This window comes from Paenibacillus lentus, assembly GCF_042714055.1.
GTDB classification, from domain to species: domain Bacteria; phylum Bacillota; class Bacilli; order Paenibacillales; family Paenibacillaceae; genus Fontibacillus; species Fontibacillus lentus_A.
The window spans coordinates 146,934-164,734 of record NZ_JBHGVC010000010.1 but is presented as its reverse complement, the minus strand read 5'-3'; the positions used below and the strand labels follow the sequence as shown (position 1 = coordinate 164,734).

Annotated in this window: 13 protein-coding genes; all 13 read right to left on the bottom strand. The window is 48.1% G+C overall.

The window, feature by feature from the left end; all coding sequences use genetic code 11:
• Positions 1-94: 94 nt before the first annotated feature.
• The 13 genes from ACE3MQ_RS20750 to ACE3MQ_RS20690 all read right to left on the bottom strand — a co-directional run bounded on the left by ACE3MQ_RS20750 (position 95) and on the right by ACE3MQ_RS20690 (position 17,798).
• The gene (locus ACE3MQ_RS20750) at positions 95-2,143 is read right to left on the bottom strand and encodes an alginate lyase family protein (RefSeq protein ID WP_379396215.1); all 2,049 of its coding nucleotides are present in this window, start codon (positions 2,141-2,143) and stop codon (positions 95-97) included.
• Positions 2,136-3,059, bottom strand: coding sequence for an L-serine ammonia-lyase, iron-sulfur-dependent, subunit alpha (sdaAA, locus tag ACE3MQ_RS20745; RefSeq protein WP_379396213.1), 924 nt, complete (start codon positions 3,057-3,059; stop codon positions 2,136-2,138). The genes ACE3MQ_RS20750 and sdaAA overlap by 8 nt, the downstream gene beginning before the upstream one ends.
• A gap of 31 nt (positions 3,060-3,090) precedes the next feature.
• On the bottom strand, positions 3,091-3,756 hold the full coding sequence (sdaAB, locus tag ACE3MQ_RS20740; protein WP_379396290.1) for an L-serine ammonia-lyase, iron-sulfur-dependent subunit beta: 666 nt from the start codon (positions 3,754-3,756) through the stop codon (positions 3,091-3,093).
• Positions 3,753-4,826, bottom strand: coding sequence for a dihydrodipicolinate synthase family protein (locus ACE3MQ_RS20735; protein WP_379396211.1), 1,074 nt, complete (start codon positions 4,824-4,826; stop codon positions 3,753-3,755). Before ACE3MQ_RS20735 ends, sdaAB begins: the two co-directional genes overlap by 4 nt.
• The gene (locus tag ACE3MQ_RS20730; protein ID WP_379396288.1) at positions 4,826-5,842 is read right to left on the bottom strand and encodes an NAD-dependent epimerase/dehydratase family protein; all 1,017 of its coding nucleotides are present in this window, start codon (positions 5,840-5,842) and stop codon (positions 4,826-4,828) included. Before ACE3MQ_RS20730 ends, ACE3MQ_RS20735 begins: the two co-directional genes overlap by 1 nt.
• Positions 5,843-6,007: 165 nt before the next feature.
• Positions 6,008-6,502, bottom strand: a complete 495-nt coding sequence (locus ACE3MQ_RS20725; RefSeq protein WP_379396209.1) for a sigma-70 family RNA polymerase sigma factor — start codon at positions 6,500-6,502, stop codon at positions 6,008-6,010.
• A 26-nt stretch (positions 6,503-6,528) separates the two neighbouring features.
• Positions 6,529-7,434, bottom strand: coding sequence for a D-alanyl-D-alanine carboxypeptidase family protein (locus ACE3MQ_RS20720; RefSeq protein ID WP_379396206.1), 906 nt, complete (start codon positions 7,432-7,434; stop codon positions 6,529-6,531).
• Between the two features lie 262 nt (positions 7,435-7,696).
• On the bottom strand, positions 7,697-8,362 hold the full coding sequence (locus ACE3MQ_RS20715; RefSeq protein WP_379396204.1) for a diguanylate cyclase domain-containing protein: 666 nt from the start codon (positions 8,360-8,362) through the stop codon (positions 7,697-7,699).
• A 66-nt stretch (positions 8,363-8,428) separates the two neighbouring features.
• Positions 8,429-11,575 (bottom strand): hybrid sensor histidine kinase/response regulator, encoded by a 3,147-nt coding sequence (locus ACE3MQ_RS20710; protein ID WP_379396202.1) that lies wholly within the window; start codon positions 11,573-11,575, stop codon positions 8,429-8,431.
• Positions 11,576-11,632: 57 nt separating this feature from the next.
• Positions 11,633-12,298 carry a class D sortase gene (locus ACE3MQ_RS20705; protein WP_379396200.1) on the bottom strand — a complete coding sequence of 222 codons (666 nt, stop codon included), beginning with the start codon at positions 12,296-12,298 and terminating at the stop codon, positions 11,633-11,635.
• A gap of 137 nt (positions 12,299-12,435) precedes the next feature.
• Complete coding sequence (locus ACE3MQ_RS20700) at positions 12,436-15,894, bottom strand: collagen binding domain-containing protein (protein ID WP_379396198.1); 3,459 nt, start codon at positions 15,892-15,894, stop codon at positions 12,436-12,438.
• A 152-nt stretch (positions 15,895-16,046) separates the two neighbouring features.
• On the bottom strand, positions 16,047-16,514 hold the full coding sequence (locus tag ACE3MQ_RS20695) for a hypothetical protein (protein WP_379396196.1): 468 nt from the start codon (positions 16,512-16,514) through the stop codon (positions 16,047-16,049).
• A 144-nt stretch (positions 16,515-16,658) separates the two neighbouring features.
• The gene (locus ACE3MQ_RS20690) at positions 16,659-17,798 is read right to left on the bottom strand and encodes a response regulator (protein ID WP_379396194.1); all 1,140 of its coding nucleotides are present in this window, start codon (positions 17,796-17,798) and stop codon (positions 16,659-16,661) included.
• Positions 17,799-17,801: the final 3 nt, after the last annotated feature.

Below are 17,801 nucleotides of genomic sequence, written 5' to 3'. Positions count from 1 at the left end.
AAAGCGCTTTCTAAAAATTGTGGCTACTTTGTGAACTTACTTTAAAATTACTGCACCGCTGTAATAATGGTCAATGTCCTTAATAAGTCCTTTATTATACTTTTATGATATAAGATTTGACTTCATGCCCCGATAAACCGTCCGTCCGCACGAGAAGAACTTCCCCGCTGAGATGATGTGCTCCGAACCTGTAACTCCGCGGTCCTTGATGGGAAAATACGAATTCTTCCCTCCCCTGCTCCCTTTGAACCAAGAATGCCGTAGCTAAATGAGAGGGCACCTGCTGGCCATAGCTATCCAGTACCTCCAGCTCCTGAATGACCGGGAGCTTTGCCTCTACATCTGCGTTTGGATATAGCAAGGTTACGAATTTAGTAAAGCCTTTTCCTTTCTGAATAAAAGATGCTTTAACCGCAGGCGTCTTCTCGTTATAATTGCGCGATACCCAGCTTGAACCTTGCTCCGCGCGAACCGGGATCAACGGAATGATTGATAGCGAAGGGCCCTCCTGTCCATCGGCCGCATGAAGAATTCCATTCTCCCGAGCCGTCAGCTGAATTCCCTCGGCAAAATGAAAAGGAATAGTATATTCATGCTCCCCATTGGAGCGGCAAGTATCGACCATGATCCAATAATCGGGCTTCACGAATAAAACCTGACGCAATACATGAACCGGCTGATCCAATCGCCAGTAGCCGTCATGTCCTGCCTGAACATAGTCGAAATCCGATCCGCTGTTCCAATAACGATCCAGCGGCCTCGCTACATCCGCCCATCTCCAGGAGCTGACGTAAGTGGAGATCGTCTGCCCATCCACGGACAACGTATTATGCTGCAAGGATTCCATGAAATATTGTCTATCTTCCGTCTCCATATACGTAAATCGACCCGGATCGGTAAGAAATTCTCGACCATGCGCAAAAAGACTGACATGCAGCAGATCATCGTGCCCGTGGGCACGGATGACGTCCATATGACCGCCGTCAAAGACAAGATATTGCGCTTGTGGGCTCCAATCGCTGCGCATGAAGGCATACCCGCTGTCCTTCAGCAGGATCGAAGTAAATTCCGGCTCCTGAACTACTAATTGTTTGAAGCGATCATATCCCCGCTCGCCAAAGAACCAAATTCCTTCATAATCCAGCCTGTCATAAGCCATCCGTTTTAAATCGCCGCGTCCGAACAATACGGCGCCTCGGGACAGCACATCCCGGATATCCGTGCTATCGCTGTCCCCGAGCATCGGCTGATGCCCATCCGGCTGTACGAAGGACAGTGAAGCCGTAAACATGCGATTCAAGGTATCATGCAGCACTTCCGGCATTTCAACGCCGTTCAGCTTGCCGAGCCAAAGCGATTCAAAGAGGCAATGCAGCACCTCGTGATGATACATCGTACATTGCTCGTTCTGCAGACCGTCCTGAAATACCTGGAGCTTGCACATATTCGCAAGGCGCTGTAATGCAGTTTGCTGCCAAGCCGCCGCTTCCTCCAGCTCGGGGAACATCAAGGCTAGCTGAAACAATCCGTTGGTCTCCAGGAAGCCCCAATTGCTCTGGCGATCGTGCGGAACATAAGCCAAATTCAAATACATGCCATGCCGCCTGACCGCTTCCTTAAACAGCTCTTCTTCGGCTGCTCCCCATAAGGAACAGCCTCGAACGCAATAGTACCCCTTGAGCCAATGCGTAATCCGAATGCCGCTGTCCAGCTTACGCCACGTATCCTTAACGTTGTAGTTACGGTCAGCTGAAGCCACCACTTCTTCTTCCGTCAAAGGATTTTGCCGCATCCAGTCCTTCAGCAACCGGATATATCCTTCGGTATATTTCTCCTTGCCCGTCAGCCAGTAAGCCTGCCCAAGCTCGCCCATATATCGGGAACGGTTCAGCATAACCAGCCATTCCAAATCTTCCTTATGTCGGTAATACCAGTTGATGCCCTGAGGAAAAGCAACCTCCTCCTCACAGCGCTCCATATCCCAGCGATGGGTAAAAATGAACGTATTTTTGCACGCCAGATCAGCCCGGTGCACGACTTGCTTCACTTCTTCCGGCCAGTGCTTGCGGCAGGCGTCTACGATAAATCGCCGATCCTCTTCCCCCCAGTAAAAACGCCGGATCGGCTGTAAGCTTTCACTCATTCTGCAATTCCTCCTTATCCCCTAATCGTTCTCCGTTTGATCCAGATCCAAACAACCGCCGGCGATACCTCTCGCCGGTAGGCGTAGCTGCAAGCCCGCCCAACGCCGTCTCTTTGAGCGTGCCCGGCATCGCCTGGCCAATCCGGTACATCGCACCGATCACTTCATCCGCCGGAATGACGCTTTCGATTCCCGCAAGTGCCAAATCGGCCGCAACCATCGCATTGGCGGCTCCCATGGCATTTCGCATGACGCAGGGCACCTCGACGAGCCCAGCGACGGGATCGCACACCAGGCCCAGCGTGTTCTTCAGCGCAATCGCGATCGCATGGGCTGACTGCCTTGGCGAGCCTCCGCCCATTTCAACAATCGCACCTGCTGCCATCGCCGACGCGGAACCCACTTCGGCCTGACAGCCTCCGGCGGCACCGGAAATGAAAGAGCGGTTAGCGATCACGTAGCCAATCGCGCCGGAGGTGAATAAAAAACGCACCATCGCCTCCCGACTCGCCCCGAGCTCTTCCGCCAAGCCAAATAGACAGCCGGGAATGACTCCGCTCGCTCCCGCCGTCGGCGTGGCGACGATCGTCCCCATCGCGGCATTCACCTCGTTTGTCGCGATCGCCCGGCTTACGGCCTGCAGCAGCCGCGCTCCCGATACCGTGGCGCCTCGCTGCAAATAGCTCTCCAGCTTGCGTGCGTCTCCCCCAGTCAAACCGCTGCGGGATTTAACCTCTTCCGTCAGGCCGCGCTGCACGGCCTGCTCCATCGTGTCCAAATGCTGGTGCATCTTCTTAATAATATGCTCCCGGGACATTTCCGTAGCTAGGCCTTCCTCATCGATCATAATGTCGGAAATCGCTTTGCCCTGCTCTTCTGCCAGCTGAACCAGTTCCTCTATCGTGCTGAATTTCATCCAGATGTACCTCCCTCTTGTCTGCCGGCTCTCATAGGGGCGGCAGGATCCGAACATGAGCGACATTGGCAATGCCTGCGATTTGTGTCCCGATAGAATCAAGAATCACCTGATCCGTCTCTATGATCAGGAGAGCCTCCTGCCCTTTTGCTTTACGGGACATCTCCATTCGCGCAATATTAATCCGGTGATCCGCCAGCACTCTGGCAACGGAGGCGATCATGCCAAAGTGATCCTTGTGAAATACAAGGGTGGTCCAGGAATCGCCTGACAGATTCATAGCGAAACCACCAGCCTCCAGCATGGCAATTTTACCGCCTCCGACGGAAATTCCCTTCACCTTCAACGTTCCTGCATCGTCGATCAGGCTGATCCAGGCCGTATTGGGATGCTCTCCTTGCAAGTCTATTGTCGTAATTTTTACGTCTAGACCTATATCTTCTGCAATCTTTAGAGCATCCTTGATTCGCGGATCATGGGTATCGAAGTTCATGATCCCGCCAACTAGAGCGACATCTGTACCATGACCCTGATACGTCTGGGCAAACGAGCCGCAGAATTCGATGCGCGCCTCACGCGGAATGCGTCCGAACAGCTGTCTGGCCATTCGGCCGATTCTTGCGGCTCCCGCTGTATGGGAGCTGGACGGACCGATCATGACCGGTCCAATAATATCGAAAACCGAGCGGTATTTCATGGCGTTCCCAGCCATTTCGCCAAACCGCTGCGAACGAATTCATCATCATTTAAATGAGGATATGCGCGATATACGCGGTCGATCTCCTCCATTTGCCCCGGAGACAGCTCCTCCGCCGGATTCAAGCACCAGCGCCCTTCCAGCAAGCCTTGACGGCGCAGCACCTCATGTATACCAGGAATACAGCCATGAAAATCATGCCCGGGATCAAAGAAAGCGGCGTTCGCATCGCTGATTTCTATACCGCGCGTCAACAGCTCCTCCGGTATGCTCTCGCCGCTTTCCCGCAAATCGATGACTTGGGACATTAATTCAACAGCTTTGCGCGTCCAGACTGCCCAATGCCCCAGCAGGCCGCCGACAATGCGCTTCTCCACCTTCGTGCCGTTAACTGTAAATCGATAGGTCGTCAGCAAATCAGCGACAATGTTATCGTCATTGCCCGTATACAAAGCAATGTCCTCGCGGCGGCTGGACTCACAGACAGCTCTAGCGACATCCAAAGTCTGATAACGGTTGAACGGCGCCATTTTGATCGCTTTTACTCCTGGAATTTCAGCCAGCTCCCGCCAAAATTCATAGCTCAATCGCTTCCCGCCTACAGCCGGCTGCAAATAAAATCCGAAAACAGGAATGACCTCCGTGATGGCTTCCATTCGCTGCAATAGCGCGGACTCGCTCCAGGAATCCAGCCCTCCCATGCTTACCAGTCCCAAATCATAGCCAAGCTTCACAGCCAGCTCCGCTTCCCGCAGTGCCTGATCCGTCGGCCCGCATATTCCTGCGATTTTGATGAAGGTTCGTTCCAGCCCGGCGGCATCCACTTCTTCTGCGGCCAAGCGCAATACCGGCTCATACAGACCGATTTCGGGATCGCGAATTTCAAATTGGGTGGTATGCACGCCTACAGCAATTCCGCCAGCCCCCGAATCCATATAGTATCTTGATAATGCCCGCTGCCTGCGTTCATCCAGCCGCCTTGACGAGTCAAGAGCCAGTGGATGGGCCGGAATTACGGTACCCCGCTGCACTAACGCTTCAATGTCCGGTTGTAATTGAGGTGCTGTCATTAGAACGCACCCGCCCGTTCCTGAAAATGCGTCGGTTTGTTTAGCGTGTCTCCCCCTGCTTCTACCCAGCTGACCGTCCATTCCATCATTTGCCGCAGCGTAACGCGCGGATATCCGAACAAACGATGAGAGTGTGAAGCATTGTTCAACAATGCCGTTGGCTGCTCAATGCCGTCAAACTTAGGGGCAACCCCGAACATTTCGCCAAAGCGCTCGGACAACCAGCGAATGGACACCGTCTCCGGCCCCGTAATATTGAGCGTGACTGGCGGAGAATCGCAGAGCAGCAGCGAGCGAATCGCCATTTCATTGGCATCTCCTTGCCAAATGACATTGACCTGCCCCATGCTTAAATCAATCGGATTACCTTCTTTGACAGATTTGGCTATTTCCAATAAAATCCCATAGCGGAGATCGATCGCATAATTTAAGCGGAAATTGACGAGCGGTGTGCCATTTTTTCGTGAAAAGTATTCAAACACCCGCTCGCGGCCAAGACAGGATTGCGCATACTCGCCTATGGGAGCAGGAGGTGTCTCCTCCGAGGCACCGCCTGACGCTATTTCCGTAAGCGGATAAATATTGCCCGAGGAAAAAGCGACGATGCGCGATTGTTGGTATTTCTCGGCCACGCGTCCCGGCAAATAGGCATTCATGGCCCAAGTGAAATACTCACGACCGGTAGTGCCGAATTTATTTCCGGCCATATATATAACATTGCGCGTTTCCGGAAGGTTAGAGAGTGCTGCTTCATCCAGCAAATCAGCGGCAATCGTATGGATCCCCGCTGCCTCCAGTTCACTGCGCAAATCCCCCGAGGAGAACCTCGACACCCCGGTTACTTTCTTTCCGATTCCCGCCGCCTCAATCCCTCTTTTCACCAGCTTGGCAAGACTTGGCCCCATTTTCCCGCCAACGCCGAGGATGAGAATATCTCCATCCAGCTTTGCCAAATCCTCTATTAAACGTTCAGAAGGCTCGCTTAACTTGCTCTCCAGTTCGCTTGTCGTTCTCAACATTCTCACCTCTTCTAGTAATATGATCAGATGGAAATCAATACCTCTGTTAATTTTCATTCTAGAAGCGGCCGTATTATAAGACAACGTCTTTATATCGTCCTTAAAAGCGCTTACAACTATTGCGCAAAAGAAAGACCGGGGTATGTCCCCGGTCTTTATACGTTATGCGGTTGCATTGGATTGGCTGCGTAGTCGTTGTCTTGCGCGATATAAGGTAATTTTAAATTTGGATAGTGAAATTTCCATCAGGCTCGCCGCTTCCTGGTAAGAGAAGCCATGAATGTCATATAGCAGCACGGCCTGCTGCTGGCTTTGAGACAGCAGCGACAAATGATTGTACAGCTCCAGTCGATTCTCTTCGCGAAGCATGCATGTCTCAGGCGTTTCCTCGGCAGCAAAACGATAGAAAAATTCGTTTTCGTAAGGAGAGGAACGGCTCTCCTTGCGAAGCTTATCTATGTAAGCATTGTGAGATACGCGAAACAGCCAAGGCTTTACTTTTTTCTCCGGCAATTGTTCAAGATGCCCCCAAGCCCGGCAGAACGTCTCTTGCGTTAAATCCTCGGCAGTATGATGATTGCGGCACAAATAGAATAAATAGCGATATACATCATTTTTATAATCTCGGTAGGCTTTATCTATCGATAGAACAGTCATTGTTAGTCTCCCCTTTTCATCTCTCTTTAACTTTGAAATCCGTAATTCAGCAATTTGATAGAATCCGACCATACTCCCAGCTCTGTCGAATGAAGAACGACTGTGATCAATTCCCTATCGTTGCGAACGGCTGATCCAACCAGGCAGTAACCTGCCTTTTCGGTGTAGCCCGTCTTTATGCCATTGGCTCCTTGAAAATACCATTCATTATCGCTTTGAATCAGCCTGTTGCGATTATGGAACTCTGCCGGCTCCTCTGCATTCTGGCTATAGTAAATGGCCTCGCTGACAATATCCTTAAATATTTCATTGCTCATCGCGGCTTTCGCGATGGCCGCCATATCTCGCGTCGTCGTATAATGATCCGGATCATGAAGCCCATGCGGATTTACAAAATGGCTTTTTTTTGCGCCAAGCTCCTTGGCACGCTGATTCATCAGCCCGGCAAAATAAGCGATCGCTTCCTCCGGGTCCAGCTTCTGGCCCGTTTCCTTCTCAGCGATATATACCGCTGCGGTTCGGGCAGCATCATTTCCTGAGGGAAGCATCATCGCGGCGACCAAGTCCTTAACGGATAACCTGTCCCCTTCAGCCAAGCCTGCCGTACTCTCATCCGCCGTACGAAGTCTCGCTTCCTGCCCGATCGTCACCATTTCACCCGGCTCCCCTTTTTCCAGTACGATCAATGCGGTTAAAATTTTGGTTGTACTGGCCGGATACATTTTTTGTTTATCATTATCGCCATAAATAACTTTTCCGGTTGCCTGATCCATGACGAGTACGGCTTTACCTTCCACGCCGCTTAGCTCAGGTGTTTTCACGCCACGCCACTTTGTTTCAATCTTATTTATAAACGAAGCAGCACGCGGGCTCAGGTTATCAAGCTGCTGCAGATTATTGCTGAGAAACAGCAATATTACGAGTATTGCCAATAGTGCGAGCCACTTTTTTCGCAATAATCTCTTCGCCCCTTTCTCTGCTTGCATTTGTTAGTTCATTCGATAGTTCCATTATCGTACTCAGAGTTTTCTTTCTGCCTAAGAAATTATTAAGAATACCTTAAGATTTTACTGCAATTTTCTTAAACTTCGGGGTCAGCGTCGCTTATTTTCTGCAAAATCGGGGGTTCTAACAACCGTTTAGGTACAAAAAAACGCGTCACCCCTAGCCGGGCAGCGCGTCAACAGCTTGATTTTAAAATATGATTTTCTTCTTATTTTTCTTTTTTAACGAATACTCCACCGCTTTCAAATATTTATGCCGTTCCTCTCTGTAAAGTGAATAACGATTTCTGCCCAGCTTTTTGGCGTGATACATCGCCAAGTCCGCTTCAGCCATCATTCTTTGCCGGTCGACACGACGGCCTTCGCTAATGCTGATTCCGATGCTTCCTGTCACCGTAATTTTTCGGCCTTGAATTTCAAATGGCCTGCTGATTTTATCCAAAATAAGAGCAGCCAGGATTTCTACCTTGTTCGGATCGCAATTTTTCATAATGAATACAAACTCGTCTCCACCAATCCGGAAGGCTAACTGGTTTTTGTTCGTAATTTGGCGCAGGCCGATGCTGACATCATGAAGAAGCTGATCTCCCGCCTGATGACCGTAAGTATCGTTAATCTCTTTGAAGTGATCGAGGTCGAGAGATAATACGGCAAGATTGTCTTTGCCTTTATGGCGATCCCAGAAATGTTCAAAGCCGTTTCTATTCATTAGTTCTGTTACGGCATCGGTATAGGCTAGCTTCATTAGCGTGGCTCTCTCACGCAGCAGCGATCTAAGAAGAATGGTGAGTCCAACCAGCACGGCACTTAAAACCCCAATGATGATGAGATAAATAATCCCTGCATTTTCTGACATCTTCATATCACATCCTATTTCACTAGAAAGAACTTTTTATAACACTTTGCAAGAGGAACAGCTTGGTTATAATTTTTGCTTAGGTATCGTGAAAGCAACAGTCGTTCCTTCGCCGCGAACGCTATGAATTCGCAATCCCTGTCCGTAAAGCTGCTTCAAGCGGCGATCCGTATTGATTAATCCGATTCCCCGGCGTGGATGGGATCCGGCATGAAGCAAATTCCGCAGCTTCTCCTCCTCGATGCCGACGCCGTCATCCTCAACTACGATTTCCGTATGTTCTGGGTGATCAAGGATGCGAATCGTCACTGTGCCTCCGCATACTCTCGTTAATAACCCATGCCTGACCGAGTTCTCTACAATCGGCTGAACGGATAATGGCGGAATGCGCACCGTGCTGTAATCCTGCAAATCCCAGGCCACCTGCAGCCTATCGCCGAATCTCTCCTTCTCTATATAGAGATAAGAGCGCAGGAGCTCCAGCTCATGCTCGATAGGAACCACTCGCTGCAAATTGCATACATCGAAGCTTTTTTGCAAATAGCTGCCAAATCGCTCAAGCAGCACGACCATCCTTGATGTATCGGTCACACTGAGCGAGGCCACTGAATTCAGCGTATTAAACAAAAAGTGAGGCTGTATTTGCGCCTGCAGCCATGCGGCCTCCATTCGAAGGCGCTCCATGATCGATTGCTTCAGCGCGATCAGGGCACGAACTCTTGTCTTCAGCTCCAGCCCATCCATCGGCTTGCTCAAATAATCATTGGCCCCGGCCTTAAACCCTATTTCAATATCTTGAGGGCGGCTTCTAGCAGTCAAGAGCAGAATCGGCAGCTCGGAGATTGAATATTTACGGCGAATTTCGCGTGTCAGCTCATAGCCGGATATATTCGGCATCATCACATCGGAAATGACTAAGTCCCATTCCCCCGAATCAAGCAATATTAACGCTTCCTCTGCGCTTGTCACAGCCGAAATATAATATTGTTCCTCGGACAGTACATGCTGCAATATTCTTAAGTTCACCGGGTCATCATCCACAGCAATAATTTTGGGCTTGCTATCCAATGGCAGCATCCCTGAATCTTGATCTAAAGCAACCTTTTCATCAGCCGACGGTTCGTAGAGCTTCTTGGAGATAGCGTATGATCTCGCAGCATCTTGCTGCTCCACCTCAGTTCCTGCAGCGATCTCTTCTCCGGCAGCATCAGCGAGCGGTAAAGCAAAGCTGAATACGGAGCCGTGGCCAAGCTCTGAACGTAATTCCAGGGTGCCTCCATGCAGCTCGACCAATTGTTTGCAAATGCTTAATCCGAGGCCTAATCCGCCCTCAAAAGCAGCAGCAACGGAATCGGCCTGCTCGTAAGGGAGGAATACCCGGTGCTGTGTTTCCTCATCCATACCGATGCCGGTATCGCGAACAAAAATATAAGCCTGCTGATCTTTTACTTCAGCGGAGAAGACGATGAATCCCTCATTCGTATACTTAATCGCGTTATGCAGCAAATTGAACAGGATTTGGATCAAGCGGTTCTCGTCGGCCAGTATTCGCGGAAACCTATCCGGCACATCCAAAACCAATTCCAGTCTTTTGGAATCACTTAAAAAACGGAGCATATCGAATACACCCGAGGCCGTAGCCTGCAGGCTTACGCTTTGCAAGTTAAGTCTAGCCTGTCCCTCTCTCAGCAGAGTAACGTCCAGCAAATCGTTCAGCTGATGCGACATCCGTTGACCAACCTGAATCATGAGCTCCAAATCGCTGCGATGCTTGTCTTCCAGCCGATTCTTCCCGTCATCGAGCACCGCCTGGGCCATATTGATCATGACGTGCAGCGGGTTCCTTAATTCATGCGACGTATTTGCAAGAAAATTGTCTTTGAGCTTATCGGCCTTTTGCAGGCGTTCAGCAAGGTTTTTGGCATGAATCGTAGTTTGGGAGAATCGTATGAACCAGAAAGCCGCGAAGCCCAGAAACGCGATAATAAGATCAAAAGGATAGTAGGGCATATCCATCCAAAATCTATTCTTGATGATCCCGCCGATAAAAATATTATTGGAAATCGCGACAGCACCCAACAGAATAAAAAAGGCAGACTTTTCTCCTTCTTTTATCGAACGGAGAGCAAAGCCCGGGATGAGGACAATGACGACTAATGCGATAACTAGCAGAAGATGATTAACTATGCCCAGAGAGTGTTCCGGCAAGCCGATCGTTAACACAATACATGCCGCACTAAATGCGATAAGCGCACGAACTGTCTTTTTTAGCTCATTTCGACCAAGGAGGGATTTTATGCACAACATTAAAGATATCGGCAAGCAAATATAGATCATTGTCTTAAGCTTGACCGTCCATTCCAGATTGATAGGCAGCCATACAAGAAGTAATTTATCATCATCAGACAAAACGGAGAGAATGGCAAAGAAAATAGTAACCGCAAAATAAAACAGCTCTTTCCTCCGATGACCTAAAGCAAATAAGAGGCCGGCATATACCCCGTGTAATAATAGTACAACACATACAATAATCTGCATCATTTCAGACAATAGTCTTTCGCTCATCATCGCCGAAGCGGTTCCAAACTGGACAGACTGTACGATCCCGCCCATATTGTAAATATGAAAGTTGGAGACATGGAGAATGATCTCAATCTCGGGTTTCTCGGTTTGGAAGTTGACGAAATAGGGGACATTTCTAGCTTTGTTCCGCTCTTTCGCGTCAGAAGGCTGTCCCATTTCCCCATACCATTGGCCGTTAATATACAACCTGGAAGCGGTTTGAACATTAGGGAGGCGAATGGAATATACCGTATCCGTATCTCGAATCGAAACCTGCAGGCGATAAGTTCCATATTCGTATTCCTGATTTATGGAAGGGCTCCATTTCCCTGGGACCTGCATCAAAACGCTAAAGTTGTCGGTGTCGGCTTCCGTATCCTTTACTCGCCCCAATTCTTGTTCTTGTCCTTGCCGAGCCGCAGGAGATACGAAATGTCCCGGATAAAACTGCCACTCTCCGTCCAAAGTAATAATTTCGTGATCGCTGAATTCCCACTGCCTGAGATCCAATATCCCTTGCTCTGCCTTAGGATGCTCCGGCACCGCGCGAAATGAGTACCATATCAACCGCAAGCTGACCAGCAGAAGCAAAAATAAGCTAAGATAAAGCAAAACTCTCCTAGTTGTCATTTGCATCGATGAAATGGACATGGCAAACAATTCCTTTACCCTTGTGATTTGAAACCATACTCATTTCCCGATGGTTTGTTAACTTTCATTCATTTCCTGCTTTGCATGAACGATTAATCGATGGGTAGGGTTAACCAATGGCTCGCAAGTAATTAAAGTCAGTACTTTATCACTGTCATTGCCCTCCAGAACAGATACGTCGGTGGGCTTGACTACTGAAATTTGATATACGGAATACACGAATTGTTCTCCCTTGGAGCGCACGACAATTTCATCCCCTACTTCAACCTCGTCCAGCCGATTGAACAGTCTTCCTGCCGTCCGGGAACGGTGTGCCGCAATGGCCGCGTTGCCGATTTGGCCCAGTGGGGCGGTTTCTGTCATATGTGCGGCAGCATGCTTTAAATTCTGCTTTGACGCTCCTTCCAAGATCGGCAGCTTTAAATCAATAGAGTCGATGATGATGGTGCCTAAGCCCTCTTCATCCTCAATAGCCTCGATTTCCGCGCTTGTACCTTCTTGCTCAGACTCTGTATCCATTTCCTCCAGCCAACGAGACACTTGAGCATAGCTCGACAAAAGGCTCTCCTCATTCCCGTTCGCCGTCTCCCCTTGATTAGCTTCTACACTCTCAATCTCTTGCAAAAGCCTTTCCTGTTTATGCTCGCTATACAACACCGTCATTTTGGGATACAAAATGATGCACAGTCCTACAACGATAAATACGTACGCAAATTTACGCATGAACCTTAGCTCCTATTCTAAATATGTGATTCAAAAGTTTGTTTTGCCAAGTATACAATTACATTCTATACAATTTCTCAACTTTCCCTAGCAAAAAAAAATCCTTTCCCGGTAAATACCGGGAAAGGATTCATTCTTTAAGCTTGTTTCATTGTTTTACGTCTTAAGTAGATACCAAAAACGATCATAGCCAGACCTGTAGCATAATAAGGCAGGTTAGAGCCTTCTCCCGTCTTCGGAAGCTTAGTTACGCCTACATCCGATTTATTCGGATTGTCCTGAGCCCCTTTGGCAGCTCCTGTCACGTCCTCGCCGTCATTGGCATTCGCATGCCCATCATGATCCTGGCCATCTCCCCCGGAATGAGGAGTATTGCTGCCATCGGTAGGAGGATTCGTGCCGAGTCCGTCACCATCTTCGTTCTCCGTTGGCTCTTGTGGAGTCACCGGTTTCTCTGGGTCTGGCTCTACCGGCGGTGTCACTGGCGGTGTCACCGGCGGCGTTACTGGCGGTGTTACCGGTGGTGTCACCGGTGGTGTTACCGGTGGCGTTACCGGTGGTGTTACCGGTGGCGTTACCGGCGGTGTTACCGGCGGTGTTACCGGTGGTGTTACCGGTGGTTCAGCCTCTTTTTCGTTGGCAATCACGATTCTCTTTACATGGCCATCTTCCCTGATGCTTGCATCAAGCGTTACATTAGTAATCGCATCAAGCACAACGAAGCCTTCCGGTGCCTGGGTTTCTTCTAGAATATAGTCACCATACAGCAGATCGGTAAACAACGCTTTTCCATCGACGTCCGTCGTTTTCGTTATCGCCGGTCTCTTGCCTTTGGCATCCTGCAATACGAAAACAGCGCCTTCCAGTACTTGAGACGGATCGTCTTTATCGACCTTGGTGACTTCCAGATTGCCTCTGATTCCCGAGCCCGTGCCCGATCCACCAGAGGTTCTGACGATTATCTCTTTATTGGAATCCATTTTATCTGTTTTTATGCCGTCTCCCTCAAAGCGAACCGTATTGCCGACTGACTCGCCATTAGCGGCATCAATCAGCGTTTCGTATTTCAAAATATACGCTTCGGATATCGGAGCATTAAATGATAGTTCAAAATTGCCCGAATCGTCCGGGGCAATGTCTAGCGTGTAATCGGTACCTTCCTGCAATGGCGTCAGACCCGATACATCTTGACTAACTCCCTTTCCGTCTACCTTCGCTTTATACAAGCGGAAGGAATCTTCGACCAGCACCAGGTTCGAGGTCGGTTCATCGAAAATTTTGGCATTCTCGCCATAAGATTGTCCCCGGTTAATATAAATGGTCCAGTTAATCTTATCATCGTCCTGCTCCCCGCCTTTAGAGACGAACTCGCCGCCTTGCGGGATAATAGCACTGCCTTCCCATGTTGCCAGTTTGGTATTCCCCTCATTGAACACTGCTTCATTCTCGACCGCGCCTTTATCGATAATGACATTTTCCGGCAGGAGCGTCTTGAATTCGATCCAATATGGAGTGCTATCATCTACAGTATTGAACATTAATTGAAGCTCATTTCCGTTGGCTTCAGTCGGAGGCGTCAAAGTGTATTTCGATGGATCAACCGGATCGCCCTGATCGGTTCCATTCCAGTCCCCGGTTAGAGTCATTTTATAGACTTTCAGCGAACCATCGACATACTCCTGTCCCTGCTTCAATACGTCAACGACATTCGCATTGCTCAAGGACTTTTTGTTATAGTTTGCACGGATCGTCCAAGTGATTTCTTTCGTTCTCGGATCATATTTCCCCACTTTTGAGCCATTGGTTTGGGTCAAATCGTCGGGCCAAAGCGTAGCTTCTGCTGATACGTTTACATCCGTATCATCTGTCTCTTTGCCCGTTATCGTCGCTCGGTTAAGAAATCTCGATACGTCCCCATTATCCTTCCATTCCGGGTTGAAGTAGGTTACATATGTTACCGTATGCTTCCCGCTGATCGGCTGTTTGAAGTCAATCTTGAACCCTTGCTTCAAATCCGATGAAGATGGCGTAAATTCATAATCTACAGGCGCGGACAAGACCTTATCGTGCTGATCATCCTTCACGACTAAAGAGCCTTCCTTGAATTGCTGACCGCTGTTCACGAATTCATCGGATATAACAACATCCTTCATCGTGTAGTTGTCTTGGTTGATCACGATACTCCAGAAAACTTCCTTGGTATTATAATCTGTCTTATTGCGAGATTTCTGAATCACCAGATTATTATGTGTCGAGGAAGCCGTTTTCGAACCGTATACAGCATCAGTGACCGTATTGACCACCGTTTCATCCTTAAGGACTCTACCGTTGGCCTTGGTATCATATTTAATGATGTAGCCGGAGTTAATCGGATAATTGAACTTCAGATCGAAACCGGTTTTTCCGTCCGCCGCTTGAACAGGAGTAACCGTATAATCATTGCCCGCTCCTTCACTCAGAAGCGTACCTGTTTCCCGATCTCGGACTTCAAGTGATCCTGCTACCAAGTGTTGAGTGTCATTAAAGCGGTCTTGCAGAACTCCCTCTGGAATATCCTTACCTCTAAAGTTGTACTCGATAACCCAGGAGATCGTCCGTGTCTGCTCGTCATACTTTTCAACTTCCTTAGTTAATACCTCCGGACGTTGAATCGGTACGGTATCAGACGCGGTAGAAGTTTTACTACCCGTCAAGCTCACCTTGTTAGTGAAGCTTGTTTCGTCCCCATTTCCGACATCCGTCGTATACGTTATCCGGTATGCCGAATCGATCGCCCCGTCAAAATCAATCCTGAACCCTTCAAAGGATTGTGTATCAAGCGTATAGCCTGACGTAACTAGGTCTCCAAGCTGAGTGCTGCCGTCAACGTTAACATTCAGCTTATGTACCTTGATCGACGAAGCATCCAATGTAAGACCTGAAGGCGTCTCATCCGTTATCGCAGCCTGATCAATGCGTTCCAGCAATGTGTTCACGTCAATCGTCCAGTTGATCTGCTTGTCCTCTACAGCAGCGCCTCTCTTATCAAGCAGCGAGCCCCCATCCGGCTTGAAGTGAACAATTGCTACCTGCTGTCCTCCCCGGATCGGAAACGGAATTTGCACCTCGGTACTGCCTGTTATTGTGGTCTTGCTAAAGTTAGTGTTGAATATGATCGTTCCGCTAACATTAGAATACCCGCTTACATCCTCGCCAAAAGTAACAACCACTTGGCCGTCCTTGGAGGCTGTAAACTTACCGATCTCAAGACCTTGTACTTCCAGAATTCCATTGACGCTGTTATACAGCTCAAATGCCTCTGGAATTTTGAACTCAAACGTACTTCCCTCTACGTAATCATGGCCATTTTCCAGTTCCCATTCATATTCCAGGGTTACCGGCGATCCCATGACCACGCGATCGGAATTAGGGTTATATACGGCGTCAATTACGCTTCCTGCCGCATCCCTGAGAGTTACATTCGTCAAAATACTCTTACTGTTTGTACTCGCTGCCGCTCCCTGATTATCCGCGCTTACCGGCGAAAGGCCGGCACCAATGATGCTGTGAAGCAGAAGCATTACCGTCACTAACATAACAAATACTTTTTTTCTCATACTTTAACTGTCTCCTATTTAGAACTTGTCTTCATGCAAAGGATATACTTTAGCATCCTCCCTTCGTCGTTGATGTAGCGGCAAGCTTCATACTACAAAATCCGACTAGACAAATTCTCAACAAATAGGTTTAGCTTTAAAAAATGCTTTATCTACTGGGCGATCTTCAGTAAAATAATATCATTCTCCTGCAGTTCTTCTTCATTTAATGTATAGAAGGTATAAAATTTCTTCCGCTTTACGGCTGCAACGAGCCAGGTAAAGAAATCCTGAACCATATCGTCAACCCACTCATCGCCCTTTCTGTATAGCTTTCGAGGGTATACGATATGCTGCTTGATTACCCCTTCCCAGGTAAATAAAAAAGTATTCTCTTTGCCATGGTGCAGCAATTGAAATTTAAAATTATCCTTAAGCAAATAAGTATCCTCATCGCAAAAAAACAAAGGTCCCTTCGGCGTGGCTACAATTCCGAGCATTTTTCCTTCGTGATTGATGTAATAGCCTCTCCTGTAATTAGCGTGCTTCTCTCTAATAATCTCGACTTCTTTCATAGCAAGGAGATCCAAGCCTTTGCAAACAAAGGTAGAACGATGTCTAAAATTACGGATTAATTTCATAGTGCAGCTTTTCCTCCAAATTCTTTTTAAGTATGTCAAAGATTCTTATTTCAATCATATATAAATGTCCTATACAATTTCTAAACAAAATCGATAGAGCCTATAGCATAATAAAAAAGCCGCCCCCCGGCGACTTTAATCAGCTTATAAATGAACCGTATTCTCTTTCCACTGCTTAAACCATTCGATAATATGATAGCTTGGCGCTTCATTCAACTCTTCCAGGCAAACCTCCGTAAGCATTTCATATTGGCGGTGCACCAGATGGTGATTGTTCAAGGAATCATAGATTTTCATCAGAGCCAAATAAGCCTCTTCTTCCAATGGATGCTGCTTGCAAATAGCGTTGTAGCTATTTATGGCCTGATCGAACAGACCTTCATTTTCGTACCATTTTGCAATAGCATATGAGGCCTCGAGCCACAGTTCCTTAAGCCGCTGGCGTTCACTCTCGACCCACCAATAATCGAATTCCTGCAAATAATGCCCGGTATACTGTTTTAACACTTCCGAGCATGGATCGATACGTCCCGAAGTCAGGGGAAGCAAAGACATCAGCCTCGACTCCCATTCTTCTACATCCAAAATGACATTTTGAATATTTAAAATATAACCTTCCGTCGCATTGGCAATTTGAAACCGGTCTCCGAAGGGCTCCAACGTTTTGCGGATATGGTAGACTGCGGTGTATAACTGGGAATATACTTTATCCATCTCATATTCTGGCCAGAGCAGCTCGATCAGTGCTGATTTTCGCACCAATTGCCCGCGATGCTGAAGGAGATAAAAAAATAACTCTTGAGCCTTCGAAGTGCGCCATTGCATGATTGAATATTGCCCGGGCGAGGTTTCAATCGTGACCTGCTTCAGGACATTCAAACGGATATGCTCCTCCTTCAGGGAAGTATCTTGTTTGGAGGAAGATTCCATTCGTTTTCGGACGCGCTCAATTGTTTTGATTAATCGTTCGGCAATAATCGGTTTGACGATATAATCCAAAGCGTTCAGCTCGAATGCTTTGACTGCATGCTCATTGTAAGCTGTAACGAATACAATATGGATGTCCGGTTTCCTCTCCAGAATTTGTTCCGCAAGCTCGATTCCGTTAATCTCCGGCAAGCTGATATCAAGGAAAATCACATCGACATCCTGCTTTAAAATTTCCTCTTTGCCTACAATAGGATTGGTGTACTTGCCTAGCATTTCAATATGATCCAGCTTCATCAACTGCCGTTCCAAATAATCCAGGGCTAGTCTTTCATCATCTACCAAGATTACCTTCATCGT

Coding starts and splice junctions, on each gene's coding strand:
- ACE3MQ_RS20750 (WP_379396215.1), bottom strand. CDS start 2,143: ATGAGTGAAAGCTTACAGCCGATCCGGCGTTTTTACTGGGGGGAAGAG.
- sdaAA (WP_379396213.1), bottom strand. CDS start 3,059: ATGAAATTCAGCACGATAGAGGAACTGGTTCAGCTGGCAGAAGAGCAG.
- sdaAB (WP_379396290.1), bottom strand. CDS start 3,756: ATGAAATACCGCTCGGTTTTCGATATTATTGGACCGGTCATGATCGGT.
- ACE3MQ_RS20735 (WP_379396211.1), bottom strand. CDS start 4,826: ATGACAGCACCTCAATTACAACCGGACATTGAAGCGTTAGTGCAGCGG.
- ACE3MQ_RS20725 (WP_379396209.1), bottom strand. CDS start 6,502: ATGACTGTTCTATCGATAGATAAAGCCTACCGAGATTATAAAAATGAT.
- ACE3MQ_RS20715 (WP_379396204.1), bottom strand. CDS start 8,362: ATGTCAGAAAATGCAGGGATTATTTATCTCATCATCATTGGGGTTTTA.
- ACE3MQ_RS20710 (WP_379396202.1), bottom strand. CDS start 11,575: ATGTCCATTTCATCGATGCAAATGACAACTAGGAGAGTTTTGCTTTAT.
- ACE3MQ_RS20705 (WP_379396200.1), bottom strand. CDS start 12,298: ATGCGTAAATTTGCGTACGTATTTATCGTTGTAGGACTGTGCATCATT.
- ACE3MQ_RS20700 (WP_379396198.1), bottom strand. CDS start 15,894: ATGAGAAAAAAAGTATTTGTTATGTTAGTGACGGTAATGCTTCTGCTT.
- ACE3MQ_RS20695 (WP_379396196.1), bottom strand. CDS start 16,514: ATGAAATTAATCCGTAATTTTAGACATCGTTCTACCTTTGTTTGCAAA.
- ACE3MQ_RS20690 (WP_379396194.1), bottom strand. CDS start 17,798: ATGAAGGTAATCTTGGTAGATGATGAAAGACTAGCCCTGGATTATTTG.